We start from the raw sequence: 26,329 nt of genomic DNA, 5'->3' as shown, positions 1-26,329 counted from the left end.
TAGGTCCCCGGGATCGCCGTCCCGCAACTCGAAATTCGTTGTCTCAACAGGGATCATATTAGACCGGTCGTCTAGGAAATCAATGGGCGAATTATCGATATTTTTTAGTCGTTGTGCCGCAGGCGGTTATGTCGTGAGTTCGGGGGGTTGTCGGCGGCCGGGAGATGTCGGTGAGACGCAGGAATGGGGGGAATGCCTCGCCCGATCATCGGCCGTCGGACCACCCAACGATGTGGACGACGCCGTCCTTGTCCTCGTGGTGGTACACGAGAGGATGGACTTCGGAGAGAGAGCGGAGGTTCGACTTCGAGACGGCGATTCGGCGACCACCGTGGCCCACGGTCGTGATCGATAGGACCGACCGCGCCACACCGTAGGCCTCGCGCGCCCACTCCGAATCCTCGCGGCTCGGGAGGGCCTGCACGGCGAGCACGGCCGCGTCGGTGTCGCGGGCGAGCATGGCGAGGTTCTGCATCACCTGGCGAGGGGTCTCGTCGCAGGAGAGGCACATGTAGCTCGAGAGGGGGTCGAGGATGATCAGCGCGGGCCGAAGATCGCCGAGGTCCTCTTTATGGAGCTCGCGGTCGATCGGGCGGATCCGGGTCAGGTCAGCCCCGGCCGACTCGAGCCGGGGGCGGACGGTGTCGCCGAGGTCGTCGTCGCCGCAGTAGAGGATGACGTCGGCGGGGGCCGAGGGAGAGTCCAGGCCCCGCGTCAGGGCCATCGGTGCGCCCCGGCTCACCTTGGCGGCCAGGTCGAACGCGAGCGTCGACTTGCCGATCCCGGGCTCGCCTTCCAGCAGGGTGACCTTGCCCAGCGGGATCCGCCCCTCCCAGAGCCAACGGACGGGCTCGGAGGTGACCTGCGCCATGTTCGACCAGACGAACTTGCCCATGTTCCCACCTTACTTGGATGTTGCGATTCGCGTTCGCCAACCCGACCCCGGGTCCGGGGCCGCCGCACCCCTCGACGATCCCCGCCTCGATCCCAGACCGAACCTTGGTAGGCTCTCTCGTCAGTTGGGGCCGGACGCCTGTTCGCCTTCCCGAGTCGCGGACGATTCCTCGTCGAAACCCTCGCGACGTCGATGCCCCTTTCGAGAAGGGTCGCGGTCGTCGGGGATCGGTCGATACGCCCGCACCCAGCCCCCCGCTTGCAGCGAGTCCATCCGGAGCGTCCCTTCCTGGACGACCTGACGCACCGCCACGTCCGCGTCCGCCCGCCCGGCATTCTGGTGGAGGATCGTGACCACCCGCCCCCCCTCGCTCACGGCCAGGACGACCGCCGTGTGGTGGGCGTACTCGTGGTGCCAGGAAATCCAACGGCCCCTCGGGAGACGCTTCTTCCCTTTGAATAGGGCGTCGCGGAACTGGAGGATGTCCCCGGGTAGGGCGTCCGCCAGCGTTTCCACGCGCTCCCCCCACTCATAGTCGCCGTCGGACCGATTGAGGGGGAACCGTTTCGCCCCCGAGTCGCGGATCGCCTCGACGGCGAGGGTGATGCAGATCCCGTTCCCGACCTTCTTCCCGAGGTTCGCCTTCGCGAACTCGACGACCTTCGCATTCAAGGGGGGGAGTTCTTTCGAGGGGGGGGCGGCCGATGGGAGCAGGAACCCGAGCGTGGCCAGGAGGATCAGGGGGACGCTCGGCGGTCGGGAGAGCCTCCACATGGGTCGAGATCTCGGAGAGGGCCGGTTCCGGATGTCCGCGCCAAACGCACGACCTTGTCAATTCTAACGCATGTACCCGGGTTGGTCTCTATCGGCCCCCCGGGTTCGCGGCATGAGCCGAAATCATGGACGATCAATATTCTACGGTCGACGCCGCGGCCTCCGCGATGGCCAGCCCCGCGGCGATGCCGATCGGGATGAGGACGAACACCGTGCCGATGACCCCCACCTTCCAAGGCGCGAGCCTGGCGACGGGCCCGATGCGAGTGACCCAGGGGGCCAGCGTCGACCCCGCGACGAGCGCCGCGCCCACGGTGGTGAGGCTGGCGTAGACGTGGGCCTCGAGGACGAGCCCCGAGAGGATCAGGACCAAGACCGGCAGGCTCCCCCGACCGAGTTCCAGGGGAGGGGCCCACCACGAGACGACCCAGGCCGCGGCGAGCGCAGCCGTCAGGGCACCCCCGAGTTGACCCATCACCAGGCTCCCCGACAGCAGCATCACCGCGGCCGTCCCCCCGGTCATCGCGATCAAGGGCAGGGCGAGCGCCACCCCCCGGCTCCTCGAGGCCAGACCTTCGAGGCTCGTCCACGCGACGAGGATGACGAGGCCCAATCCCGAGAGCCAGAGCATGATCTCTCGCGACTCCCACGTCTCCTGGACCGCCGGCCCGAGCATGACGAGCACGGCCGACGCCGCGAAGATGAGGCGATTCTCGACGCGAGCCCAGAGGGGGGCCGGCCAGAGGGCCTCGAAGAATCCCAGGAGCGACGCCCCGAGGGCGATCCAGGGGATCCGGTCGGTCACGTCCGACGACGGCCAGGCGGTCGCGGCCTGGCCCGCGAGGTAGCCCGCCGCCAGCGCGGGGCCGAGGGCCCAGGGTTTCGCGTTCCTCGAGCCGACGCGCGACCCGATCGCGAGGAGCACGGCGTAGAGGATCCCCGAAACCAACCCGGAGAGCCCGACGCCGAAGAGCAACATCTTGACGTCCACGCGAAGCGTCTCCTCGATAAAGTGGGCCGGGCCGTCCGGGGAGCGGGGGCCGATCGGCCCGTCCTCAACCTCCCCGACGGCCCCTTGTTTTAACGACTCTTTGAAGCGTTACTCGCCGCCTTCGACGCTCACGGTCACCCACACGTCGTCGCCGATCGGCCCCACCATGTTGGCCATCTTGAATTCGCTCCGCTTGATCGCGAAGAAGCTCGCCTCGAGCCCGGCGATCGCCTTGCCCTTCATATCTTTGCCCGTGCCGGTGCGCTTGAGCGACAGCTTGATCGGGCGGGTCACGCCGTGGAGCGACAGGTCGCCGGCGACCTGGTAGGTCTCGGGGGCCGTCTTCGTCACCGACGTGCTCTTGAACGCGATGGTCGGGAACTGGACCGCGTTGAAAAAGTCGGGGCTCTTCAGGTGCTCGTCACGCTTGGCGTTCCCCGTGTCGATGCTCGCCGTCTTGACCTGGAAGTCGAAATGGCTCTGCGCCGGGTTCTGGTCGACGATCGCGAACTGGCCCGAGATCTCATTGAACCGACCATAAGCATAACTGGTGTTCGCGTGCTTGACACGGAAGATCACCGAGGAATGCACCGCGTCGACCGTGAAGGTCTGCCCCGACGCCGTCGGCACCGAGCCCGAACCCAGGGCCAACCCGGACACCAGACCCATCGCCAGGAAGAACTTTCGCAGCATCATCGAACTGTCCTTTCGAGAACTCAAGGGAACTCGACCCTCCGCGAGTCGAGCGTACGCCAGGTCGCGATCGTTGAAATCTTTGCTGCCTCAACTGTTGTTGCAACGACAATATGGTGGACTGCAATGACACGGACGACGCCCGCTGCGGATCTCAGCCGCCGGGCCGCCGGGCCTTGACCAGGAGCCGATTCAGCTCCTCCAACTCTTCGGGTGTCAGGTGTGCGAGCTGCCGACGATGGAGTTCGATGATCGGCTCATCGAGCTCGGCCAGGACCGTCCGCCCCGCGTCCGTGATCCGGATCAGGACGAGCCTCCGGTCCTCCTGCGTCCGACATCGGGCCACGAGCCCGGCCCCTTCGAGCCGGTCGACGAGCCGGGTGATGTCCGGCAACTGCGAGATCATCCGGCTCGCGACCTCGAGGCAGGGGAGCTCCGTCCCGGCACCTCGCAGGATCCTCAAGACGTTATATTGCGCGTGCGAGAGCCCCTTCGCCTTGAACATCCTCGAAAACTCGCACTGGAGCACTTCGTGCGTCCGTGCGAGGTTCAAGGTCACCTCTTGCTCCGGCACATCGAACGGGTCGCGCTTCTTGATCTCCTCCTGCAAAACCGACCGCACCTTCCCCTTCTTTTCCGCCTCGTCGTGGCTCATGACCGGAATCTTAGGCAAGAACGAATATTGTGTCAACAAGTAATCTGATTCGGCAACGCGACGGTTGCCTCGTTCCTTGAGCCAGATTCCCCCGCCCCTTGGCGACTATGCCGACGACCGATTCCGCATCGGGGCATCAGGGAAACGCTTGAACCTACGAACCGCTTCGTATAATCTCCTACGAACGCTTTCGTAGGTGGGGCTCGAGGAGCATGAAGAGTCGATGAGCAAACCGGAGACACCCCGCCCTTCGGAGGCGGAGCTGGCGATCCTTCAGGTGCTTTGGGAGCGCGGGCCGAGCACGGTCCGCGAGGTCTACGAGCGCGTCGGCAAAGCCCGGAACACCGGCTACACCACGGTGCTCAAGCTGATGCAGATCATGGTGACCAAGGGGTTGGTCGAGCGGGACGAAGCTCACAAATCCCACGTCTACCGCGCCCAGCCGAGTCGTACGGCGACCCAGCGCCGACTGGTGCTGGATTTGATCGAACGTGCGTTCGGAGGATCGGGACGCGACCTGGTGTTACAGGCCCTGTCGGCCCGTCCGGCTTCTCCGGAGGAGCTGGCGGAAATCCGTTCCCTGCTGGATCAGATCGAGGGGGAGAGCGATGAACCTGACCCTGGCAACAATGCCGGAATGGTTTGAGTCGTTGGTCCTGGCCATCGGCTGGGCCCTGGTACTGTTCCTGATCCAGGGGCTGATCATCGGCCTCGGGGTCGCGACGCTTCTCCGGGCGTTGCGCCGTCGATCCGCCCAATTGCGGTACACCGTCGCCCTGGCGGGATTACTCCTCATGGTGGCGTGCCCCGTGGTGACCACCGTTCGGGGCCTGGTGGCTCATCCCGGGGGAATGGCGTTACGGGGCCGTCTCGATTCGATTCCAACTTCCATGACGACGCACGGCGATGCCGAGGTCAAGCCTGCCTTGGGATTCATCCCGGCTCGAGAAGTCGTCCCTGGCCCTACGCCGGAGGATGATGGGATCGAGGCGACCCGTGTGGCATCGGCCCCCGTGATAAATGGGCAACGCGATTGGCGGGCTCGACTCGAGGCCTGGCTGCCTGCGGCCGTCGCGTTTTGGCTCCTGGGCGTGTGTGCTTTGGCACTACGACTGGCCCTGGGGCTCGTCGAGATTCGGGGCCTGACGCGGCTCGGGATCGAGCCCGCGTCCGGAGAGCTCCTAACCGTGTTCGATCGGATGTTACAACGCCTCGGTTGCCGGCGCCCGGTCCGATGCTTCCTGTCGCGTCGGGTCGAGGTCCCCTCCGTCGTCGGGTGGCTCCGCCCGACGGTCCTGATCCCGGTGTCGAGCCTGGCACGACTGACCGTCGATCAACTCGAGGCCTTGCTTGCCCACGAGCTCGCGCATATTCGTCGGCTCGATTTCCTGGTCAATTCTTTTCAGGTCATCGTCGAGGCGTTGCTCTTCTTCCACCCCGCGGTCTGGTGGGTCTCGGGCCGGATCCGCGTCGAGCGCGAGCACTGTTGCGACGACCTGGCCGTCGACCTCTGCGGCGGCGACCGCCTCCTCGTCGCTCGCACCCTCTTCACCCTCGAGGAACTGCGGAGCACGCCGGCCCCCAGCCTGGCGGCCACGGGTGGATCGTTGCGCGACCGAGTTCGTCGGCTGGTATTGCCCGACTCGGCAAACCCATCCCGAGGCGAGGCGGGGTGGGCCGGCGCCGGGCTGATGGCCGGGATCATCGCCGTCGGCTGGTCCGCGCTCTTCTCCCCAGCACAGGCCGAAGGACCTGCCCCCCCCGAGGGACCACGGATCCTTGGTCGAGTGCTCGATAGCAAAGGGAAGCCCGTCGATGGGGCCCGGGTCCGTCTCTATCACAGGGACAGCCTCTGGGAGCGTCTCAACACGCTGGTCGAAGAGACCAAGGCCGAACCCGACGGCTCGTTCCGACTCGATGGGGCCCTGCAAGCCCCGCGTCCCTCGAAAACGAGAGACTTCCCGCGTCGCGTGCTGCTCGCCGACCACCCCGGCCTCGCCGTCGGCTGGCTGGTCGTCCCCGATGCCACATCCTCGTTCCAGGGAGATCTCATCCTCACCGAGCCCATCCGCCGGACCATCACCGTCGTCGACAGCAAGGACCGGCCCCTCGAGGGGGCGATCGTCACGGCCCTTGGTTTGGGAGACCTGTCTTCGGCTTCGCCACTCTACCGGAAACCGCTCGCACTCCGAGTTCAGGAAGGCCCCCTCACTTCGATTACGGACGCCAAAGGTCGGGCCACTCTCTCGCAACTCCCCAGGACGAATGCCAACTTCATCGCGACGAAGCCTGGCTTCGCGGAGACCTATGCGTTCCCCGGGCAGACCACGATCCGCCTGACCCCCTCGGCCTCGTTATCCGGCACGGTGACGGGACCCGATGGCGAGCCGCTCGCGGGCATCGAGGTCGTGCTGCATACCGAGTTCCTCTGGAGCTTCGAGCGAGCGACATCGGATGCTCGAGGCCGGTATCGATTCGACGGCTTGAAGGCACGAGGCTGGGACATGAGAGCCTGGCACGCGGGCGAGACGGGAAATGGAATGTACAAGATATGGATCGATGGTGGTAAGTTCGCCATCGTGACCCAGACCCTCACCCTCGAGCCCGGCGAGCCAACGACGCTCGATCTCCAGGCCAGGAGGGCGGGCCTCATCCGTGTCACGGTCGTCGAGCAAGGGACGAGGAAGCCGGTGGCCGGCGCGAGGGTCTGGGGCTTCGATAAGGAGACGGGCAGCGGCGCCCGGTTCGACGCCACCACCGACGAACTGGGCCGGGCGACGTTCTACTCCTTGCCGACCGAAATCCATCTCGGGGTCGCGGGGCCGCCCGAGGGAACCTACCTCGAAGGGGCGGTGGACGACGACCCGGGCGCAAACACCGCCTTCGATTTCCAGGGAGGCGTGAAGCACGTCCCCCTGACGATACCGCCGATCGCCGGTCGTCTTATCGACCTCTCCGGCATCTGTGCCAAGCCCGACGGATCACCGGCCTCGGGAGTGACCGTCCATGTCGCGACGGGTCGGTTCGCCTCCTCGAGCAACTCAAGTTGGGCCCATCCTCCTCGTACCGACGACGAGGGCCGCTTTACCCTGCAGGATGTCCCCTCGGGACAGACGCTCGGCCTCTACGCCGAGTCGGAGGATGGCCAGTGGGCGGGGGCCATTTCATTCAGGACGGAGGCCCGACCCGATCCCAAGGCTCGGCTGAAAATACCCATGCGTCGGCCGCTGAAGGCGGGGACGACGCTCGAGAAAACCCGAGGAGCGGCGCTGGCCTCGCGGGAGTTCTCCGTCGCGCCGAAGGTCGGAGAGGGGGAGTTTACGTCCTTACGCCGGACGGTCAAATCCGACGAACAAGGGAGAATCGAAGTCGACCGGGTCATCCCTGGCCTCACCTACCATATCCGAGAGGTACCACCCATTCTCGAACGTTCGGTGGAAGGTATGGTCCGTCGGCGCAAGCCGGAATTCGATCAGGACCTCATACTCGCGCCGGAGTAGGGCCCCCCGAGATGGTCCGGCGGTCGGCTCGCCCCGAATTCGCCGTTATGGATTGATTTCGCATGAACCATCCATAATATCGGAGGTAGGATCGAGGGCTTCCGGGGGCGTTCCATGGGAGTGCGGCGCGACAGCATTCGTGGCGAGATCCGCCGCGTCTTGGTGAAACGGATTTTGGATGGGACTTATAAGCCGGGCGACCGCCTGCTCGAGCTGCAGATCGCGCGCGAGTTCCAGACGAGCCAGGGGCCGGTGCGCGAGGCCTTGCGCGAACTGGAGGCACTCCGGCTGGTCGAGTCGCAGACGTACCGGGGGACTCGCGTGCGCTCGATCGGCGAGCGCGAGATGCACGAGACGACGCAGGTACGCGGACTTCTCGAGGACTCGGCGGCCCGGCTCGCGGTCCCGATGGGCGACGAGCATCTCACGCCGCTCCGGGCCTCGCTCGAGGCCCTCAGGGCCACCGCCGCGGTTCGGGACCTCGACGGCTACGCGCGACACAACATGGAATTCCACCGCCGGATCGTCCAGGCGTCCGAAAACGCGGTCTTGCTGCGTCTCTGGGACTCGCTGATGCTCGAGGTCCGTACCCGGATCCGCTTGAACCAGTTGACGCTCCCGCTCGACGCGGTCGCCGAGACCCACACGCCGATCGTCGAGGCATTGGCCCAAGGAGACGGCGAGACCGCGGGTCGTCTCCTCCGCGAGCACGCGCAGATGTTTCTCAACAACCTGGTGATCCCCCCCGCGGCGTCGCCTCTCTCCCCGAATCTCCCGATCCCCGAAGAACTCCACGCGCGGGTCGACGAGGCGTCATAGCGTCGGTTGGGACAGTCGTCTCCTGGCCTGGGAGGAATCACAGGCAGGTGAACTTGTCCGGGGATTTAGATCGACGCAGATAAAGATATTAAAAATTCTCAAGTTTATCTGCGTCGATCTGTATCGACTGCGGATCGGCTTCAGTCCTCTCTCGCCTGCCCGTGTTCGTGGTCGATCGTCAGGCGACCTTGAACTTGCTGGGAGGGGCAGGGGGGGCCGGCTTCTCGGATGACAACGGTTTGTCTTCCGAGATCTCTCCGAGATTCGGGATGAGCTCGGGCTCCTCGAGCTTCGGCTCCTCGAGTTTCGCTTCATCCGGCGAGGATTTCGCCTGACGAGGCGCCTCGGTCCGTTTCGCGGCCTCCGATTTTGGGGGCGTCCCCGGTTTGCGGGCCTGGATGTTGGGGTCGACGTACACGGGCGGGGTCCAGTTGGCTTGCTCGGCGTAGTCGCCGTGGTCCGTGGGCCGGGACTTCTTGTAAACGATGCGACACTCTCGAATCTTGAGCGTGTCGGATTGGGTCCGGCTCGAGGTCCGGCCCAGCTTCGCCAGCGAGAGCATGTTGGCCGGCCCGGCCGCGTCGATCTCGGCCGCGTTCGTCCCCTTGATGGTCAGGGTCCTCGAACCTTCGTCCACTTCCTCGGCGCGGACGATCTCGTAGCCCTCGGGGAAGTGCTTTGCCATCAACTCTTCTGCATGTTTGCGATAGTAAGTGGGCCATCGCGACGTATTCTCGGGGAGCCCGACGACGCCGGATTCCCCGTCCTGATAAACGTAACGCACCTCGCGCACGCCGGCGCACCCTACGGTCCCCAATCCGAGGACCCCCAAGAGTGCCGCCGTCCTGATCTGGGCAAACATGGCAACCATCCCTGCGGGAAGCGGGCCGTCTCCTGGAGCCCACTTACCAGGTAATGTGTAGGCGCTCGGCCGCGTCCCTGCTGGGAGGCCGGACACGGCACGTAACTTGGGTCGGTTCAACCGGAGAAGTGCGAGGTGTGAATCAGGGAGGTGACGAACCGTGGATGCAAGACACGTGCCTAAACTTTGGAAACCGACCTCGACGTCCGAGGCCGGCCCACGAGCGTATTATACGCAGCCACTTGAGAGAAATCGCAAAGGAATTCCGGAAAACTTCGACGGGTTGACCTTCGGTATCAGTTTGTCATTTCAACAAGACCTTCGGACGCGAGCCGAGCTATCGACTCGGTAGGGGTTTGATTCCTCTTCACCGCCTGCCTATCCTTCCCGGGGCGTGTTGCCGATTTCCCGTCACGGGTCGTCACGCAGTCGGCCGGCCCGCCCCTCGGCCCGCCCTCCGTGATCGGCATGCCGGTTGCATCGTGAGGGGGACTTGCCACCTGCCGCGATAGGGCGGGTGAACTCTGCGCTTGAGGTGCCCTTTGCCATTCGAGACCGCGCCGGAAGTCAGGCTGAGACGGCTGACGATTGTGGGACCGTCGGAGTCGGCGGATCCCGGGACTGAGTCGTTCTCGGAGGCCGTCCGCTCCGGGCTCTCGTCCCGGCCGAAGACGCTCCCCTGGCCCTATTTCTACGACGAGGCCGGCTCCCGTCTGTTCGAGCAGATCTGCGATCTCCCCGAGTACTACCTGACGCGCACCGAGGACGAGATCCTTCGCGACCACGCCGGTGCCATGGTCGCGGGGTGGTCACGCGACCCGGTGATGGTCGAGCTCGGCAGCGGCAGCGCGACGAAGACGCGCCGCCTGATCTCGGCGGCCCTGCGACGCTACGGCCGGCTCCACTACATCCCCATCGACGTCTCCCCGACCGCCCTCATCGAGTCGGCCCAGGCACTCGTGCGACACTTCCCCGAACTCCGGGTGACGGGCCACACGGCCACCTATCAGGACGCCCTGCCCGTCGTCGCCGAAGAGGTCGAAGGTCCGAAATTCTGGGTCTTCCTCGGCTCGAGCCTCGGGAATTACGACGACGAGGGGGCTGCCGAACTCCTCCGCCAGTTGGCCAATGCGATGGGCCCCGACGACCGGCTCCTCCTGGGTACCGACCTCGCCAAGGACGCCGCGACCCTGGAGGCGGCCTACGACGATGCCCAAGGGGTGACCGCCCGGTTCAACCTCAACATCCTCGCACGGATCAACCGCGAGCTCGGCGGCGACTTCGACGTCGACTCCTTCGCCCACCGCGCCGTCTATCGTCCCGAACTCGGCCGCGTCGAGATGCACCTCGTTAGCCGTTCCGACCAGGCCGTGCGGATCCCCGGTTCGTCCCTGACCGTCCGTTTCGACGAGGGCGAATCGATCCACACCGAGAGCTCGCACAAGTACACCCTCGAGGGGCTCCGCGACCTCGCCCATCGCGCCGGCTTCGAGGAAGACGCCGCCTGGACCGACCGTCAGGGCCTTTTCCGAGTCCAACGCTGGCGGCTGGCCTGACGATTCGTCGTCTGTCCGATTTTCATATTTTCGGACGATGCACTCGTTATCACGGTCCTCGTTATGGCTTGTCTATAGGTTGTGAGAGATTGATCACTCGTTCCCTCGGTCTCCGTGGGAACGAGGGAGGAATCTCTGGAAGTGGGTTCTGCTGGAGTATGGAGGCCCCTGACGAACGCGGGTCTTGCTCTCCGATTCGGCCCCCTTGCGTAGGCCGTCCCCTCTGGTAGGGTAAGCGAGGCGTCGGCGGCCGCGGGTCGCGGCTGTTTGAGGTCGTCGGGGCGAGTCGAGAGATGGACCTGCGAATTGCGGGAAATGTGGCGGTCGTGGTCGGCGGGACCCGGGGGATCGGTCGTGCCATCGCCGATGCGTTTGCCGAGGAAGGGGCCGATGTCGTCCTCGTCGACCGTGACCCCGAAACACCGGCCTCGGCGCGAGGGCTTACCTCGAGCGGGAAGGTCCGGGCCTCGGGGATCGTTGGCGACGTGACGGATGCCGCCGCCATGCGGCAGATCGCCGCGGATGTCTTTCGCGATTTCGGCCGGTGCGACCACGTCGTCTTCGCCGCGGGGGTGGGGTCGGGCAAGTTCGGGTTCCCGTTTTGGAATCTCCAGCCCGAGGACTGGGACCGCGTGCTCCGGGTCAACCTGATCGGTGCGGCCAACGTGGCCCATGCCTTCGCCCCCGCGATGTCCGAGGCCCGCACGGGGACGTTCCTTTTCCTCGCCTCGGTCGCCGGCCAGATCGGTTCGCAGACCGACCCGCCCTATAGCGCGTCGAAGGCGGGATTGATCAACTTCGCGCAATGCACCGCACGCGACCTCGCCCCGCACAACGTCAGGGTCAACACCCTCTGCCCGGGGATGGTCCGCACGGCCCTGAACCGATCGGTCTATGAGGCCTGGGCGGCCGGACAGGCGGGGAGTTCTCCCCCGTCCTACGAGGACTGGGCCGCGGAGAAGATCGCGAAGCTCGTCCCGCTCGGACGATGGCAGGAGCCCGAAGACCTCGCCGCGATGGCCGTCTTCCTCGCCTCGCCCCGGGCGGGAAATGTCACGGGGCAGACGATCAACGTCGACGGCGGTTATGTGATGCACTGGTGATCCACCCGGACCGAAGGACGGCGTTCAACGTCCGTCCGGCCGGGCAGAGATGTCGAGGAGACGCGGATGCAGGGTCGGCTCGAAGGGAAGGTGGCGCTCATCACGGGCGCGGCGTCGGGGATCGGCCTGGCCACGGTCGATCGGTTCGTCCGCGAAGGGGCGGCGGTCGTGCTGGCCGACAACCAGGCCGAGGCCGCCGAGCGTGAGGCCGGAAGACTTCGGGCCGAAGGCCATCGCGCCGTCGCGGTCGCCATGGACGTGACCCGCTCCGACGACGTCCGACGCGCCGTCGAGACAGCGGTTTCCCACTTCGGCCGGCTCGACACCCTCTTCGCCAACGCGGGGATCGGCTACTCGGGGGATCTGCTCCAGACCTCGGACGAAGATTGGGATCACGTGATGGGGGTCAACGCCAAGGGAGTCTTCCTCTCTGCCCGCGAGGCGGTCCGGCAGATGCTCGCGCAAGACCCCGTCGGTGGCTCCGTGATCATCAACGGCTCGATCTCGGGGCTGGCCGGGATCCCCGGCCAGGCCCCCTACGCCCCGAGCAAGGGGGCCGTCCTCCAACTCACCCGGCAACTCGCCGTCGAATACGCCGCCCGGGGCGTCCGCGTCAATTGCGTCTGCCCGGGGACCGTCGACACTCCCGTCCTGCGCCGGGCGATGGCGATGTCTGCCGACGCCGAGGGGTTCCTCGCCATGCTCGTCGCCGGCCACCCGATCGGTCGGATCGGCCGGGGCGACGAGATCGCCGCCGCCGTCGCCTTCCTCGCCTCCGACGACGCCAGCTTCATCACCGGCGCCATTCTCCCCGTCGACGGTGGGTACACCGCGCGTTGATTCGCCGTCATCAACCTCACGGTCTCCTTCGAGAGGCGGGAGTTGACGACGGCGATCCGATGTCGAAACTCACTTCAAATGTCCGAGAATCCGAAGTCCCGGCCCCGGAGAGTGGGCCGGGCTTCGGGCTCTGCGAATCGTCAGAAGGCGTCGGCGCTGATGACTTCGCCGCCGTTGATGGTTCCGAGGCCGTTCCAGATGTTGAGGGCGATCGTGTCCTTGACGAACTTCACCGAGCCGTCGAGCATCATGACGTTCACGCCGCCCGAGTGATTGGAGCTCGGGGCGATGAAGGTGTCGATCGTCCCCGCGGCGAGGGTGGCGGTCCCGGTGCCCGAGCCGGCGATGGCGCACGAGAGCTTGTTCGGGGTCATGATGTGGTAGTAGGGGCCGCCTCGGCCGCTATCCTGCTCGGTCCAATATTCCCCCTTGTAGTCCCAGAGTGCGGTGGTGGAAGCCAGGCAGGTGCTGTAGTCGAGCTGGGGGCTGCCGAGCGCGAACGTGCTTCCGGTGAGGGTGTAGACCAAGTTCCTGCCGGCCGAATTGGCGCCGGAGCGGCCCTTGATCCACTCGCTGAAGCCGGCCGAGTTGCTCGTGCCGTCGGTGATCGAGGCGATCGACACCTTGCGCCCGTACGCCGTGCTGGGGCCGCCCCACCACGCGGCGCCGTTGACGGTGCCGCCGTAGTACTGGCGGTTCGCCCCGCCGTTCACCGTGTAGTTGGTGGTCGCGACGATCCCGGTGGTGAACCCGACGATGGTGCCCGAGTTGCCCGGGTTACCGTCGGAGGGGCACTGGAAGGCGTTGACCTTCAACTGCATGACGGTGGTGTTCGGGGCGTAGGAGTAGGGGGTCAGGGTGCAATACGCGTCGCCCACCGAGAAGTTGTAGGCGTTGAAGACCTGCTGCTGCTCGATGAACGAGAGGAGCCTGACGAAGACCGACGCGTTCTGCGGCGAGGGGGGGATGACGTTGCTGCCGTTGGCCGAGGTCAGGCCGTTGACGTCCGTGATGCCCGCGGGGGGGATTGTTTCGTTTGTGGAGATGTAATTGTGCATCGCCAACCCGATCTGCTTCAGGTTGTTGACGCACTGGGCGCGGCGGGCGGCCTCGCGGGCAGCCTGCACGGCGGGCAACAGCAAGGCGATCAACACGGCGATGATCGCGATCACCACCAGCAGCTCGATCAGCGTGAAACCGCGACGCTTGAGGATCATCCACGGACTCCTGCGAGAAAAGAGGATACCGATTCGAGACGCCCGGCCTTGACTCGGCCCGGGCGTACAGAGACCCTTGGACGTTCGCGAGCGGGCCCTGGCCCGTCGCGCCGTCGACAGTGTTGGAATGCTCACGACCCGGGGGCGCGTCCGGCGCTTATCGCCTGGCCCGCATCCGATGCTTCTTGGGGGTGACCTTCACCAGGGCGTCTGCACTGTTCGTCGAAGCCTTGCTCGCGTCCACGGGCTTGAAGATCGCGGGGTCTTCGCCCCCGTTATTGCATCCCGGCATGACGGAGATCACGAAACCCGCCGCGATGGCGATCGACATCCGGCGGACGAAGAGAACCTTGCGCATGCGTCACATGCCTTGGCCCGGAGGGGCCGATTCGGGTGAGGAGTGCGAATTTCATACGGGTGTTCGTATGAAAATTCGGAGGGCGCAACAAGCCACGCTCGACGGCCCGGTGCATCCCCGGAGGCGTCGCGATCCGAAATCCGCGGCTCTCCGCGGGGGGGCGTGGCGGAGCGAGGGGCGACGCGATCGGCGTCCCCTCTCGTTGAGGACCGGCCCGGGGCCCGGGCCCGATTCTCGAGGATGGTCTCCGGCGAGCAATTCGCAAGACTTACTGCGTGATATCATCCGTGTGACAGTCGATGGAAACCGTTTTATCTTTTTGGCTAATGACAAGTGTCATTTTTGAAAAGATGAACGATCGCCGCGACGAAGCCCGTTCGGGCCTCGCGTCAACCACGGTCGCCTTCACTTCGGGCCAAACCCCCGGGGACGGTGATGTCCGCGCGACGACCCTCTAGGGTCGTCGCGTCAACGCGAACTCTGGAGCGGGGGGGACCTCTTCTGCTCGTCGCGAGGGAATGTATTTATCCCTCGATACACTACCCTGATTAATTTAAGGGACATCCGGCCGGAAGTCAATGGCTGCGTACATCCATCCTTCATATTTTGCGAGGAAGTCGCGATGCATTGGGTGTTTGGTTCTCCAGGCCTGGCCGCTGTGCCCCAATCCCGAGTCCTGAACGAGGGGATTGTGGAGACACAGGGCCTTGCTCTGCCGTCAGCGTCTTCGAAAGCAGGGGAATCGATTGTGTTGTGCGGCGCACATTGCAGTTTCGAGGGTTCCCCGGGGGTTGAGCTTCTGGATGAAGGACAGGAAAGCTACCTCAACCTTTCCTCGTGAATCATTGGATTGATGGATGGTTGCATGCGTGCATTTGTCTCTCGATTGTACGATTGACGAGGGAACGATCACCTCGGTCGTTCCTCCGCCACGTGTCTGTCGATGAGCCAGGGCAATCACACTCCAGTCTTGTAGGGTGGGCACCGCCCACCAGCTTCTCCCAGTTGTCATTGGGCGATGCCCACCGGTTTTTCCCAGTGTCGGTGGGCGATGCCCACCTTTACGAAAGCCTGTGGCGGCCTTTCTCGATGCTCCATCGTGAGCACCGAGCTTGCACCGAGACCGATACAGGGATTTGAGTCCGGCACGACTAGGAGTGAGGGGCATGCATGAGAATCTTTGAAGGATTGCTCTTGCAGACCGGGGAACGCGGGGTATGTTGGTAGCAAGGCTCATATCGTCCCTCTTCATCCAAAGAGAGGTCCGATGAAGATTCCGTCTTCGGCACGATCGGTAACCTTGATGGCCGGGGCGTTCTTGACGCTCGTGGTCTTCGGGGCCATCGTACCGTCGACGGCAGATGCCTCTTGCGGCCAGCACGCCATTTCCCTCTCGGACCGCGCGGGACTTTTCCCGTCGCAGCTCCTGGCCAGCATGGATCCCGCACAGGTCGAGGTCGATTCCGACTCGCCGGTACCCTTGGATCCGCCACCTTGTTCGGGGCCGACCTGCTCAGGTCGATCGCAGACTCCGGCTTCACCTCCGCCGCCTGCACCCGAACGGATCGATCGCTGGTGTTGCGTCCTGCCCACTTCGCCAGAGAGCGATCCCGATCTCTTCCTCCTTACCCTTGAGAATGCGCCTCGACACCCGCTGATGCGGACCGAGTCCATCGACCGACCTCCTCGACTTTCGACCACCCGCTGAGGCGTCCTCTCGCGAGGTCTTCTCTTCCTCGCGACCGTTCGACTCGCCTTCCGCAACGACTCCCGATTCGTGCTAGGGAAAGTTTCTTACCGAACCTTTTCCCTAATCCCTACGAATGAGAGAGCTGACGCGAAGCGTGTCCGAACTACGCAACATGCGGCCGTTGGGCGGTTCCTCCGACCAGTTTCGGGTATGTCGCGACACTCCTCGAGCCTTTGTGCTTTTTGGGCGTGTCGCGTGTCAAAGCTCTCCAGGAGTCTTTGGAGCCCGAAATCGTCGACGCTCCGCGGCAGGCTCAGCAATGAGCCGTCGAACTGGTCTTCATTCTTTCATCCGGTCGCATTCCCGAGCTTGAGGGGAGATTCCTACCATGTATCCCACGATGGTTCGTCAGGTTGAAGATAAGGCTTGGAAGGTCGTCAACTTCGTCATGATCTTCCTCGTCTCTGCGTTCGTACTCTGCATGTCGGTGGTCTGAGCGGTCGAAGCGACTGGTCCCGACGTCCTCGACGTCGGGACCGTATCGTGGCGAGAGTTTGGAACCTACGCGGGAAGCTTGGTCGCGCGACGCCTTGAAGCGAATCATGCAGGGCCTTTCCCCATCGAGTTGAGCATCGAGAGGATCCGCACCATGACCCTGCGTTGTGCCCAGGTGCTTCGACGCGTGCGTCGGCCGATCACACTGGCAACCGCGTTTGCGCTGACTGTCCTGGGTGCGAGCGGTTCCACTCGAGGGGCCGAAGCGACTCCGGTTTCCCCAGAGACCAAACCTCGTCCTATCGAGCGGTTAGAGAGCCGTTGGCCGGGGCATCCGGAATGGGTGGCGATGTTCGTCGACATCCTGTCGGGTAGCCAACTCGGTCCGGAGGACGGTTGGTTCCGCAAGGCCGTCGCCCAGACGCGTTTCGATTGGAAACGGCTGGCGTCCCGCTTCGATAGGGATGCGGATGGTGCGATCTCGAGGGAGGAGTTCGCCGGCCCCGCGACCGACTTCGACCGGCTCGACCGCGACCACGACGGCGTGATCTCGCCGCCGGACCTCGATTTCTCCGCACATGCCCTGACCCCCTCGCCCGGGTTGATGGCCTTCTATCAGGCCGATCGCGACGGCAACGGCAAGATCACCCGCGAGGAGTTCGACGCCCTCTTCGACGCCCTCGGCGGTGCGGAGGGGGGATACCTGTCGCAAACCGACCTTCGCGACAGCTTCGTCAGGCCGAGACGCCGCGTCTCGTCCTCCAATTCTTCCGAGCCGAGCCGCACCACTCTGGTCCGCGGCCTGTTCCGCCAGGAGATCGGCTCCCTCCAACCTGGCCCCGCGCTCGGACACTCGGTGCCGGACTTCACGTTGAAGACCGTCGACAAGGCTGAGGAGGTGACGCTGTCGAAGCTCATCGGCCCCAAGCCGGTCGTCCTGGTCTTCGGCAACTTCACGTGCAGCCCGTTCCGAGGGCAGGGGGGGAATGTCGAGAAAGTCTACCTCCGCCACCGGGACCGGGCCACATTCCTGATGGTCTACGTCCGCGAGGCCCATCCCACCGATGGCTGGCAACTGGAGAGCAACCTCCGGTCCGGCGTCGCCCTCCCGCAACCACGCGACTATGGGGAGCGCCGAGACGTCGCCCAGACGTGCAGCCGGACCATGGGCCTGAGCTTGCCGATGGTCGTCGACACGCTCGACGATCACGTCGGTGCTCGCTACAGCGGGATGCCGAGCCGCCTCTACGTCATTGACCGGCAGGGCCAAGTGGCGTACAAGAGCGGTCGGGGCCCCTTCGGGTTCAAACCCGACGAGATGGAACAGGCACTCCTTTGGGTCCTTCGCGAGGATCAACCCTCGTCGACGGTGCCCGCGAGTGCCGACGCCACCCGTCCCGGCCCGCAGGGCGAGGCGACCGGTGCCGCCGGTCTGTCGCTCGGCCGTGGAACGAAACGGCCGGACTGATCGTCCGCGAGGGGTGGGAAGGGGATTCGTCGCAACCCGGTCGGGTCGAATCCGGTCGGACCACGACGGTGTCCCGAAGCCTCGAAGGAACCGGGAAGCCGCAACGGCGGTCGGACTCGACCGACGGCATTACACCCCGTCCTGACGTTTCCTCGATCGTTGGATTGAGGAGGCCGGGATGCGTGGTGTGTACTTGTGTTCCATCACTCCCAACCCTGGAGCTGCACCGATGAAAGTTTTGGCCTCGATCCTGATCGGCGGCGTCGCCTTGTTGACGTTGCAGGCCTTCGGCCAAACGAAGACCGCGGAGAAGTCGGAGCAGGCGATGGACCAGTCCGCGGCGCTCACCTATGAGCATCTCGCCACGGCCATCATCGAGATCGAACGCACCGAAGACGAGCTGGTGAAGAGCATCCTCCTCGGCTACAACGCCGCGGCCAAGGGCCATCTCCGCATGGCCGCCTCCGACGAACGGGCCCGGGCCGCCCACCTCGAATCCGCGGCGACCGCCATCGGCGACGTCGCCAACGAAGGGGACAAGCGGATCCAGGCCGTCCGCCAGCGCCTCTCGAAGGCCGGCCACACCCACAACACCGACGTGGTCACCAAGGAAGACTACATGTTCATCAACAGCAAGGAGAAGAAGGATCTCCTCGCCCTCTCTCGCAAAGTCGCCCAGCTCGGCGCCAAGGCGAGCACCGACGACATCAGGGCGGTCGGCGGTGAACTCGAAACGCTCTTCGCCAAGGCGATCGCCGAGGAATGAGTGCCTGTCCCGAAACCCCGGCAGAAACCCCGGCTTTTTCTGAAAGGCCGGATCGGCCCAAGGGGCAACTCGGTGCTGGAGGTAGCGGATTAAGGGTAGCACCGGTTGGCACAACCGGTGCTACCCAGATTACGCAGGAGCGACACCACACCGCCGATGCGTGTGGCTGCACCGAGTTCGCACCTTGAGCCAACCAGGTCTCCATCGGAGTCGGCAGCAAGGCCCCGTGAGGGGATGTCGGCGTCGATCTCGTCAGGAGCCTTGCGTTGGGTGGGCACCGCCCATCGTCGTTGGGAAAGCCTGGTGGGCGATGCCCCCCTACACGGATCGTGACCTCACAGGGTGGAGCACAGACCCGCCCGCCACCGGTTTCGCAGCATGCCCGGACGATGGCCGTCCGGCGTATCAACAGGATATGTCCATGAAAATCCGGCGAGTCGTCGTCTCGGTCCTGGTGTCGGCGGCGGGTTTCGTCGGGTGTGGTGGAGGCGAGTCTCCGGACCGTGTGGCGACGCAGTCGCCCCCTCAACCTCCAACACCAAAACCTGCGGCCCCGAAGCCTGAGCCGGTCCTCGACCCAAATCCGCGATTCGTGGACGTCGCGAAACAATCGGGGCTCTCGCGGGTCTTGTGGTGCGGCGGCACGGATAAAGACCATCTGCTCGAGTCGGTCGGCTCGGGCGCCGCGATGATCGACTATGACGAGGACGGCAAACTCGACCTCTTCGTCGTCAACGGCTGGGCGCTCGATGAGAATCCGTCGAGGGTCCGAGAGAAGGGAAGGAACGCCCTCTATCGGAACCTCGGGGGCGGCCGGTTCGAGGACGCGACCGACCGCGCGGGGGTGGCCGACGAGGGGTGGGGGTGTGGTGTTTGCGCGGCCGACTACGACAACGACGGCCACGTCGACCTCTACATCACGCATTTCGGCACGAACCGCCTCTATCGCAACCGGGGCGGCGGGACGTTCGAGCAGGTAGCCGAGCATGCCGGGGTCGCCACTCAAGGATGGAGCTCCGGGGCTTCGTTCTTCGACGCCGACGGCGACGGACACCTCGACCTGTACGTGGCGAATTACATCGAAGCCACCCTGGACGAAGTCCTCGCTGCGCGCCGGACGACGCTCTGGCAAGACACGATCAAGGTGATGGCGGGGCCGTTCGGGCTGCGGGGCGGCAAGGACCACTTCTATCACAACAACGGCGACGGGACGTTCCGCGACGCGACCGAGGAAGTCGGCATGACCGACCTGGCCGAGTCGTACGGCCTCGGCGTCCTGGCCTCGGACCTCGACAACGACGGCGATATCGACGTCTACGTCGCGAACGACTCGAACCCGAACTTCCTCTACCGCAACGACGGAACCGGCAAGTTCACCGACATCGGCACCATCAGCGGCGCGGGCTTGAGCGGCGAAGGGGTCGCCCAGGCGAGTATGGGGGTCGACGCGGCCGACTTCGACGGCGACGGCCTCCAGGACATCTTCACCACGCATTTCTCCCACGACTACTCGACGTTCTACCGCAACCTCGGCGGCCTGAACTTCGAGGACATCAGCGTCGGCCTTCGACTCAAAGAATACACGTATATGTCACTGAGTTGGGGCTGCACGTTTTTCGACTTCGACCAGGACGCAGACGTCGACATCATGATCGCCAACGGCCACATCTATCCCCAGGTGGACACGGTCCCGGGGCTCAAGGAGACCTATCGACAGAAGCCGATGCTCTTGCGCAATGACAAGGGGGCCTTGTCCGAAGTCTCGGCCTCGGCCGGGCCCGGCTTCCAGGATTCGGCTGCGGCTCGAGGCCTCGCGGTCGGCGACTACGACGACGACGGCGACCTCGACGTGCTCATGACCGCGATCGACGTCCCCCCGATCCTCCTCCGCAACGAGACCCCGAGGAAGGGCCACTGGACCAAGCTCCGCCTCTTGAACCGCCACGGCAGCCCCGCCCTCCAGGCCCGAGTACTCGTCTCAACCGGCGAGAAGACCCAACTCCGCGAACTCCGGAGCGGATCGACGTATCAATCCCAAAGTGCCTTCGACCTCCACTTCGGACTCGGCGAGGCCTCCGCGATCGATTCCATCGAGATCCTCTGGCCCGGCGGTCGTCGCACCGTCCTCAAAGCCCAGGCCGCCGACACCCTCCTCACCATCCGGGAGCCCGTCGAACCTGGGCCGGCACCGGCGGGCGAGCCTGGCGATTCGAAGACGCCGCGGTAGGCTCGGCCATCGGGGCTGATTTTCAGTGCTGGGAATGAAGAGAACTCGCCTGCCATCGAAACCCGGTTTTAAAGAGACAACCGGGATTCGAAGGCAGGGCTCAACGGGGTCGATCGGCTTCGATAGGGATCGCGAACTCGACTTGCCCCCGCCACACGGCCAGGGTGAAGCCTTTCCCTGTCGAAGCGGCCTTCGTCGCCGTCTCAAGGTCATCGAGTGACCCGATGGCCTTGTCGTCGAGTTTGAGAATCACATCAGAACGCTTCAATCCCGCCTTGGCAGCCCGACTAGCTTTCGGAACGTCGAGAACGAGCACACCGACTTCTCCGGGCAGTCCCGCCGCGGAGACCTCCCCGGGTCCCGAGACGTCCTTGACCTTCGCCCCGAGCCATCCCCCTTCGCGAGCCAGTCGAGCCGTTGCCGTGGCCGTGGCCTCGCTCCCCGGCAGGAGTGGGGTCCGTGCGATCGCTCTCAGCCTAGGGTCGCGGACGCCGAACTGATCCATCGGGAAGTTCTTGAATCCGAGCGCGAGCGCCGGCGAGCCCTCCGCCACGCGGTAGTCGCCCCGCGAAGGGTCGACGAACGTCGCGTCGGCCTCGACCGAATGCTCGTCGCGACCGCTCTGCGCCTGCAAGGCCTTCGCAGGGGTCGCGGTCGACTTGCCGGGCGTGTGCGATAGAGTGAAGTCGCACTCCCGCCCCCAGGGCTTCGGGACGTTGATCGGCGCGTACTCCTTGAACACAATATTGCGTCGGAACCGGTCCTCGCTCCCCACGTACCAGACGTGCGGGTGGAACGAGTTGTTCACCATGACGTTGTTCTCACACGTCCGGTCGAACCCCTCGCGCAGCTTGATCCCGCCGTTCAAGCAGAGATTGTTGTAAATCTGATAGTTCGACGATCCGTCGTCGAGGTCGATATCCCACCCGTGGTCGCACCGCCAGCGGTTGTTGCGAAGAATGTTGGGCTCGACCGCGTCCAGCTTCGGCAGGTCGCGCAGTTCGCCCCCGGAGATCGTGTTCAGGTCGACGTCCGTCAGCCCCCAGTACCGGTCGCGTCCCCAGGAGTTGAACGACCCGTGGTCGCCCGTCTCCTTCACGGTGTCGAAGACGTCGCAAAACTCGATGATGTGCCCGCCCCAGCATCCGTCCCCGATGTTGATGCCGGCGCGGGGGACGTCGTAGATCGAGCAATGCCGGACGGTGATCCTCCTCGCCATGGCGATCTGGACGGGTGCCGATTGCTTCTCGAACCGTCCGGTCCGCTCGATCAGGCAATCCTCGACGAGCCCGTCCGCGGGGTAATCGTCCGTCTCCGGGCCCGAGGTCCTGTCGATCGCCCCGAGGCCCTGTCGTTCCCCGTATTCGAACAACGGGTTTCGCACGGCCTTGGGGTCTCCCACGAACGCAACGCCGTTGGCCCCGGCCTGCGTGATCCGACAGCGCCGGACCGCGACGCGACGGTTCCCTCGGTTCACGAATATGGCGTTCCCACCGACGCGGTCGATCGTGCTCTCCTCAAGCGAACAGTCGTCGGCGTTCTCGAAGACGACGGCCCCGCCGCGATAGGTCGTCCAATCGCTGCGGAGCAAGGGCTCCCGATTCTCCATGAAGGTCCGCGAGGCGTGCCTGAAGACGAACCCCGAGAGGGCGACGAACCGGACCGGCTGAGTCTCGTTCCCCTTGAACTCGACCAGGTGCCCCAGGCGGACTGCCTCGACCCTGGCCCTCGCGAGGTCGACACCCTTGGGCGGGTAGACATACAGGGTGTGGGCCTTCTCGTCGAGGAACCATTCGCCGGGGGCATCGAGCTCCTCGAACACGTTCTCCACGAACCGGATCTCGTCGTGCATCCCGAGACGGCGGTTGTTCTGCCACCCCCCCTCGTACGTGACGTTCCCCTCCGCGTCCTTCCCCGTGATCCTGTAGTGGAAATCACCCCACATGTGCTTGTGCATCGCGTGGATGAACCCACCCCTCGGATCCGACCAGCGCTTCGCGCGCTCCGGGCCGAAGGCGTCTCGGTCCGAGCCGTTGAAGTACTGGGCCTTGGGATCTTCATCGGGAAATCGCGCGAGCGGTTGACGTTCCCCGTCGACAAAAAGTTGGTCCGTCCGGAACCCTTCGGGAACGTCGGCCTTGAAGATTCCGTCCCGATGCGGCGTCCATCTTGGCTCGAGTACGACTCCACCGCTGATGACCACTTCGTCCCCCGGCATCGCCCGATACGTGATCGTCGCCTCAGCGGTCCCCGAGTCCTCGGGGCCGAACACCAGGGTCTCCGGCAGGGAGTATGCCCCCGCGTGGATGACCACCGTGATCGGTCCTGAGGACTTTGCCTTGAGCGTTCTCACGCCATCCCTGGCGCCCGCCAAGCTCTTCCAGGGACGCTCCGCCGTGCCCGGATTCCGGTCATCCCCCCGAGGACTGACGTGAAACTCGGCGGCCTGGAGACTTGACGCCAGCAGGGAGAGGACGACCCCGAGGAGTATGGGTCTTGAATTCTTCACCGGTCATATCCCTTCGGTCTTCGTGAATTCGGCACTGGCGAGTTGCCCACGAGTGGAAAGGTCGAGAAACCCTCCCGAACGGGGCGTTCATCCTCTCGCCTCGACGAAACCCGGCGTCGAGGAACTCCGAATCCGCCAAGCGTGAGATCGAACCGGCGTGACAGCCGGCCGTCCTACCTCGCTCGAGCTTCCGGTCGAGTCCGATGATCGACTCCGTCACCATCCTGGTTGTGGGCGACGACGAACTCGAGTTGTTGGAGTCGGTGGTCGCTATGCCAGGTCGAGTCGAGGTCGTAACGGATCGGCGAGATCCTCGAGGAGACGAGGCATTGGTCGATCGCCAGAACAGGGCAGGGGACCGGCCACGTCGCCGACCAACCCGATCCCGCAACGTCGTAGGCGTGCACAAAACCTTCGGGCGGAGGGCAGAGTGCCCTCGAGCGTCGAGGGGAGTTGAAGTCGCCGACCACCACATCGGGCCGATGCGTTTCCATGAGGATTTGGAGTTGGCGGAGCAAGGGGTCGCGGGCGACTCGAAGGCTGGAGCCGATATCGACGGCGAAGATCTCGAGACGCTCGCCACGGCTTTCCCAACTCATCATGTCGACCTGGATCGTCCGCCCCTCGGTCAGTCGGCGAGGCGGGCTTACCCGACCTTCGGCGACGACCGCCATCGTGCCCATTCGAACCGCGGTGTACCCCGGCCCGAGTCTCTTCGCGAGCCTGGTTTCAAATCCTACGGGAGCCTCCGAGAGCACGTAGAGGTGAGAGCGTCGGTCCAACAGCACATCCTCGACTCCTCGGAGCCCCCAGATGCCGTAGCCAAGGTTCCAGTGGCTCAGCGTGAACGCCTCGCCCGCAGGACTTGTGATCCTTGGACGCCTCCACTGGTTTTCGACCAGGCCCACCATGCCTATCGGGGCCAGCGCGAGAAGTCCCAGGGCGACGGCCAGCCGTTTCTCCCCCTTCGACCGGAGTCGCACAGTCGCGGCGACGCAGAGTCCCGCCATGATCGACGAGGGGAAGTCGAACAGGAGACCAAACAGCCAGGAGCGGTCGCGGACAACCTGGCCCATGAGCCAGGCGGCCCACACACAAGAGACGAGAGCCAGGAGCCGGAAACCCGCTCGATGAGTTTGGCGGCCAGGATTTCGATCACCGACCTCCGGTTCATCCATGCGCCGTTCCTCGCTCTCGCCGACCGTACTCCGTTCAGTCGACCAGGAGTTCGTAGACTTCGGGCGACCGGCTCTCGATGATCTTGAATAGACCGCCGACCGCATATTCGACGAAATGCGGCGAGGCGCGATGCGCGTCGAGGGCCGCCTGGTCGTCGTACTGCTCATAGAGGAAGAACCGACTCGGCTCGGTCGGCGACCGATGCGCCAGATAGAGCCGGCACCCCGGTTCCTGACGCGTCTGCTCGGCCAGCGGGCGGAACAAGGCGACCGCCTCCTCCTCGTGTCCGGCCTTGATGAGATACGTTACGGCGACACAAATCATCGGACTCCCCCCCATAACGACCGGGCTGATCCGGCGTGAAGGCCCACCATCCTACGCGGCGTCACGGCCGCCCCGGTAGTCAAATCGAGGATCCTCGAAGGTTGCCTTTGCCTCGCGACGAAGATCGGCCCACCCTTGACAATGAGCCGTCCTTCGATTGAAATAAGTTTCTGACGTGCCCGTAGCTCAATTGGATAGAGCGTTAGCCTCCGGAGCTAAAGGTTGCAGGTTCAAGTCCTGCCGGGCATACTGAGACGCAAACCCCTGGGAAACCAGGGGTTTTTCGTTTCGAACGTTTCGATCCTCTCCTTCGACGAGTGGCCCCGCATCTGTACTCTGCGTAAAGTCACAGACCGAGCTGGCGGATCTGGCGGCGGTCGAGTGTACCGGCGAGCCTGACGAATGCTCACACGGCGGACTCGGACGCATTGATGCCTTGATCGACTCCGTCGGTCCAACCGCCTCGCCTTCGCCCCGACCGGCCTTTGTCGACTCGAAGGAGCCCAGATGGGAGTGAATTGGGTCCGAGCCACGCTGCCGAGAGCTTCTTCACTTGATCGACTCGAGGCGTTGGTTGAGCAGCAAGCCATCGCATCCCAGTCGATGTGGGGCTGGTCGTCTCTCGCAAGTTCCGACTACGACGCAGTCCGACGCGCTCTGAACGAGCGGCTTCACCTCGATGCGTATCGTGCTGCCTCGGATGCATTCTTCGAATGCCTCTCCTTCCCCGACTGGGATGATGCACGAAACTGTCCCTCGGATATCCCCGAGTTGGCGGCATCCTGGCGGGTCTCAGCGATCACGAATAACCCGATTTTCCCGCCGCTCTGGCGACTTCAAGCGAACCGTACTTTGCTTCCCGAGTCGCTCCGCCTTCAGATCGGAGAATGGCGGCAGTGGATCGAGCAGGTCGTTGGCGGCAAGATCGACCTCTATCTCAGCGAACTTCATCTGTGTGCGACCAGTGATTTTATGCACTACCACTGGTCTTACCTCCGCGGCAACGCGTGGGCAACATTGAAACAGAACGGTGACTGGGCGAAGTCGCCCGACTTGGCCGAACTACGGGAGAAGATCCTGAGGCTCTCCGAACCAGTCGTGATAGAGGCTTGGATTGATCCGCTCGACGACCTTTCCGCTATCCATAATGGCCGCGACGTCGGTTACGGGGCCTTGTATGAAGACCTCGCGATCCTGCTCGAGCTGACGCGAGCCTGGAATTCCATCGTCCACGGCGATTGGGCGATTCCCGACTACGAGGAGAACTACGCCCGCACACTTGACGATTTCAAGGAAAAGGCTCGCGACCCTTGGTTGTTGGAATTCCTTCGGTGGGCCGGAGACTGCGTCGATCAGGGGCTTGCTTTGTATTTGGAGTATTAATATTAAATTAGTTTTTGTATTTAGA

General features: G+C 64.5%; 21 protein-coding genes and 1 tRNA gene. 11 read left to right on the top strand and 11 right to left on the bottom strand.

Annotated elements, in window-relative coordinates:
- Positions 1 to 205 precede the first annotated feature (205 nt).
- The 5 genes from ACYOEI_RS25625 to ACYOEI_RS25605 form a co-directional block, all read right to left on the bottom strand.
- A complete protein-coding gene (locus ACYOEI_RS25625) occupies positions 206 to 895 on the bottom strand; it encodes an AAA family ATPase (RefSeq protein WP_462852476.1) in 690 nt (229 codons plus the stop codon).
- 120 nt (positions 896 to 1,015) lie between these two features.
- On the bottom strand, positions 1,016 to 1,669 hold the full coding sequence (locus tag ACYOEI_RS25620) for a hypothetical protein (protein ID WP_462852475.1): 654 nt from the start codon (positions 1,667 to 1,669) through the stop codon (positions 1,016 to 1,018).
- A 133-nt stretch (positions 1,670 to 1,802) separates the two neighbouring features.
- The gene (locus tag ACYOEI_RS25615) at positions 1,803 to 2,660 is read right to left on the bottom strand and encodes a hypothetical protein (RefSeq protein ID WP_462852474.1); all 858 of its coding nucleotides are present in this window, start codon (positions 2,658 to 2,660) and stop codon (positions 1,803 to 1,805) included.
- A 108-nt stretch (positions 2,661 to 2,768) separates the two neighbouring features.
- Complete coding sequence (locus ACYOEI_RS25610; RefSeq protein ID WP_462852473.1) at positions 2,769 to 3,356, bottom strand: YceI family protein; 588 nt, start codon at positions 3,354 to 3,356, stop codon at positions 2,769 to 2,771.
- A 151-nt stretch (positions 3,357 to 3,507) separates the two neighbouring features.
- Positions 3,508 to 4,008, bottom strand: coding sequence for a MarR family winged helix-turn-helix transcriptional regulator (locus tag ACYOEI_RS25605; protein ID WP_462852472.1), 501 nt, complete (start codon positions 4,006 to 4,008; stop codon positions 3,508 to 3,510).
- A gap of 223 nt (positions 4,009 to 4,231) precedes the next feature.
- Here ACYOEI_RS25605 and ACYOEI_RS25600 point away from each other — a divergent pair, with 223 nt between their 5' ends.
- The 3 genes from ACYOEI_RS25600 to ACYOEI_RS25590 all read left to right on the top strand — a co-directional run bounded on the left by ACYOEI_RS25600 (position 4,232) and on the right by ACYOEI_RS25590 (position 8,327).
- Positions 4,232 to 4,654 carry a BlaI/MecI/CopY family transcriptional regulator gene (locus ACYOEI_RS25600; protein ID WP_462852471.1) on the top strand — a complete coding sequence of 141 codons (423 nt, stop codon included), beginning with the start codon at positions 4,232 to 4,234 and terminating at the stop codon, positions 4,652 to 4,654.
- The gene (locus tag ACYOEI_RS25595; RefSeq protein ID WP_462852470.1) at positions 4,617 to 7,508 is read left to right on the top strand and encodes a carboxypeptidase regulatory-like domain-containing protein; all 2,892 of its coding nucleotides are present in this window, start codon (positions 4,617 to 4,619) and stop codon (positions 7,506 to 7,508) included. The genes ACYOEI_RS25600 and ACYOEI_RS25595 overlap by 38 nt, the downstream gene beginning before the upstream one ends.
- A gap of 114 nt (positions 7,509 to 7,622) precedes the next feature.
- Positions 7,623 to 8,327: a GntR family transcriptional regulator gene (locus tag ACYOEI_RS25590; RefSeq protein ID WP_462852469.1), complete on the top strand. Its 705-nt coding sequence runs from the start codon at positions 7,623 to 7,625 to the stop codon at positions 8,325 to 8,327.
- Positions 8,328 to 8,505: 178 nt separating this feature from the next.
- Here ACYOEI_RS25590 and ACYOEI_RS25585 read toward each other — a convergent pair whose 3' ends face one another.
- Positions 8,506 to 9,189, bottom strand: a complete 684-nt coding sequence (locus ACYOEI_RS25585; protein ID WP_462852468.1) for a hypothetical protein — start codon at positions 9,187 to 9,189, stop codon at positions 8,506 to 8,508.
- Positions 9,190 to 9,731: 542 nt separating this feature from the next.
- Here ACYOEI_RS25585 and egtD point away from each other — a divergent pair.
- The 3 genes from egtD (at position 9,732) to ACYOEI_RS25570 (ending at position 12,688) form a co-directional block, all read left to right on the top strand.
- On the top strand, positions 9,732 to 10,745 hold the full coding sequence (gene egtD / locus ACYOEI_RS25580; protein WP_462852467.1) for an L-histidine N(alpha)-methyltransferase: 1,014 nt from the start codon (positions 9,732 to 9,734) through the stop codon (positions 10,743 to 10,745).
- 293 nt (positions 10,746 to 11,038) lie between these two features.
- Positions 11,039 to 11,848 carry an SDR family NAD(P)-dependent oxidoreductase gene (locus ACYOEI_RS25575; protein ID WP_462852466.1) on the top strand — a complete coding sequence of 270 codons (810 nt, stop codon included), beginning with the start codon at positions 11,039 to 11,041 and terminating at the stop codon, positions 11,846 to 11,848.
- 66 nt (positions 11,849 to 11,914) lie between these two features.
- Positions 11,915 to 12,688, top strand: coding sequence for an SDR family NAD(P)-dependent oxidoreductase (locus ACYOEI_RS25570; RefSeq protein WP_462852465.1), 774 nt, complete (start codon positions 11,915 to 11,917; stop codon positions 12,686 to 12,688).
- A gap of 140 nt (positions 12,689 to 12,828) precedes the next feature.
- Here the strand turns inward: ACYOEI_RS25570 and ACYOEI_RS25565 are convergent, their stop codons facing one another.
- Positions 12,829 to 13,905: a DUF1559 family PulG-like putative transporter gene (locus ACYOEI_RS25565; protein WP_462852464.1), complete on the bottom strand. Its 1,077-nt coding sequence runs from the start codon at positions 13,903 to 13,905 to the stop codon at positions 12,829 to 12,831.
- A gap of 157 nt (positions 13,906 to 14,062) precedes the next feature.
- Positions 14,063 to 14,263: a hypothetical protein gene (locus ACYOEI_RS25560; protein ID WP_462852463.1), complete on the bottom strand. Its 201-nt coding sequence runs from the start codon at positions 14,261 to 14,263 to the stop codon at positions 14,063 to 14,065.
- 2,339 nt (positions 14,264 to 16,602) lie between these two features.
- Between ACYOEI_RS25560 and ACYOEI_RS25555 the strand changes: the two genes are divergently transcribed.
- The 3 genes from ACYOEI_RS25555 to ACYOEI_RS25545 all read left to right on the top strand — a co-directional run bounded on the left by ACYOEI_RS25555 (position 16,603) and on the right by ACYOEI_RS25545 (position 20,909).
- Entirely contained in the window at positions 16,603 to 17,916 is a 1,314-nt protein-coding gene (locus ACYOEI_RS25555) for a deiodinase family protein (RefSeq protein WP_462852462.1), read from the top strand.
- Positions 17,917 to 18,145: 229 nt separating this feature from the next.
- Positions 18,146 to 18,682, top strand: a complete 537-nt coding sequence (locus ACYOEI_RS25550) for a hypothetical protein (protein ID WP_462852461.1) — start codon at positions 18,146 to 18,148, stop codon at positions 18,680 to 18,682.
- Positions 18,683 to 19,103: 421 nt separating this feature from the next.
- Positions 19,104 to 20,909 (top strand): CRTAC1 family protein, encoded by a 1,806-nt coding sequence (locus ACYOEI_RS25545; protein WP_462852460.1) that lies wholly within the window; start codon positions 19,104 to 19,106, stop codon positions 20,907 to 20,909.
- A gap of 100 nt (positions 20,910 to 21,009) precedes the next feature.
- Here the strand turns inward: ACYOEI_RS25545 and ACYOEI_RS25540 are convergent, their stop codons facing one another.
- From ACYOEI_RS25540 to ACYOEI_RS25530, 3 genes are all read right to left on the bottom strand, one after another.
- Positions 21,010 to 23,418, bottom strand: coding sequence for a right-handed parallel beta-helix repeat-containing protein (locus ACYOEI_RS25540; protein WP_462852459.1), 2,409 nt, complete (start codon positions 23,416 to 23,418; stop codon positions 21,010 to 21,012).
- Between the two features lie 173 nt (positions 23,419 to 23,591).
- Entirely contained in the window at positions 23,592 to 24,596 is a 1,005-nt protein-coding gene (locus tag ACYOEI_RS25535; protein WP_462852458.1) for an endonuclease/exonuclease/phosphatase family protein, read from the bottom strand.
- 34 nt (positions 24,597 to 24,630) lie between these two features.
- The gene (locus ACYOEI_RS25530; protein ID WP_462852457.1) at positions 24,631 to 24,921 is read right to left on the bottom strand and encodes a putative quinol monooxygenase; all 291 of its coding nucleotides are present in this window, start codon (positions 24,919 to 24,921) and stop codon (positions 24,631 to 24,633) included.
- Positions 24,922 to 25,096: 175 nt separating this feature from the next.
- Between ACYOEI_RS25530 and ACYOEI_RS25525 the strand changes: the two genes are divergently transcribed.
- Positions 25,097 to 25,170, top strand: a tRNA-Arg gene (locus ACYOEI_RS25525).
- Positions 25,171 to 25,434: 264 nt separating this feature from the next.
- Entirely contained in the window at positions 25,435 to 26,304 is an 870-nt protein-coding gene (locus ACYOEI_RS25520; protein ID WP_462852456.1) for a hypothetical protein, read from the top strand.
- The last annotated feature ends 25 nt before the right edge of the window (positions 26,305 to 26,329 follow it).

It is taken from the genome of Singulisphaera rosea (assembly GCF_054877945.1).
Note: the sequence above shows the minus strand (reverse complement) of the source record. Positions and strands in the feature narration are given on the sequence as shown.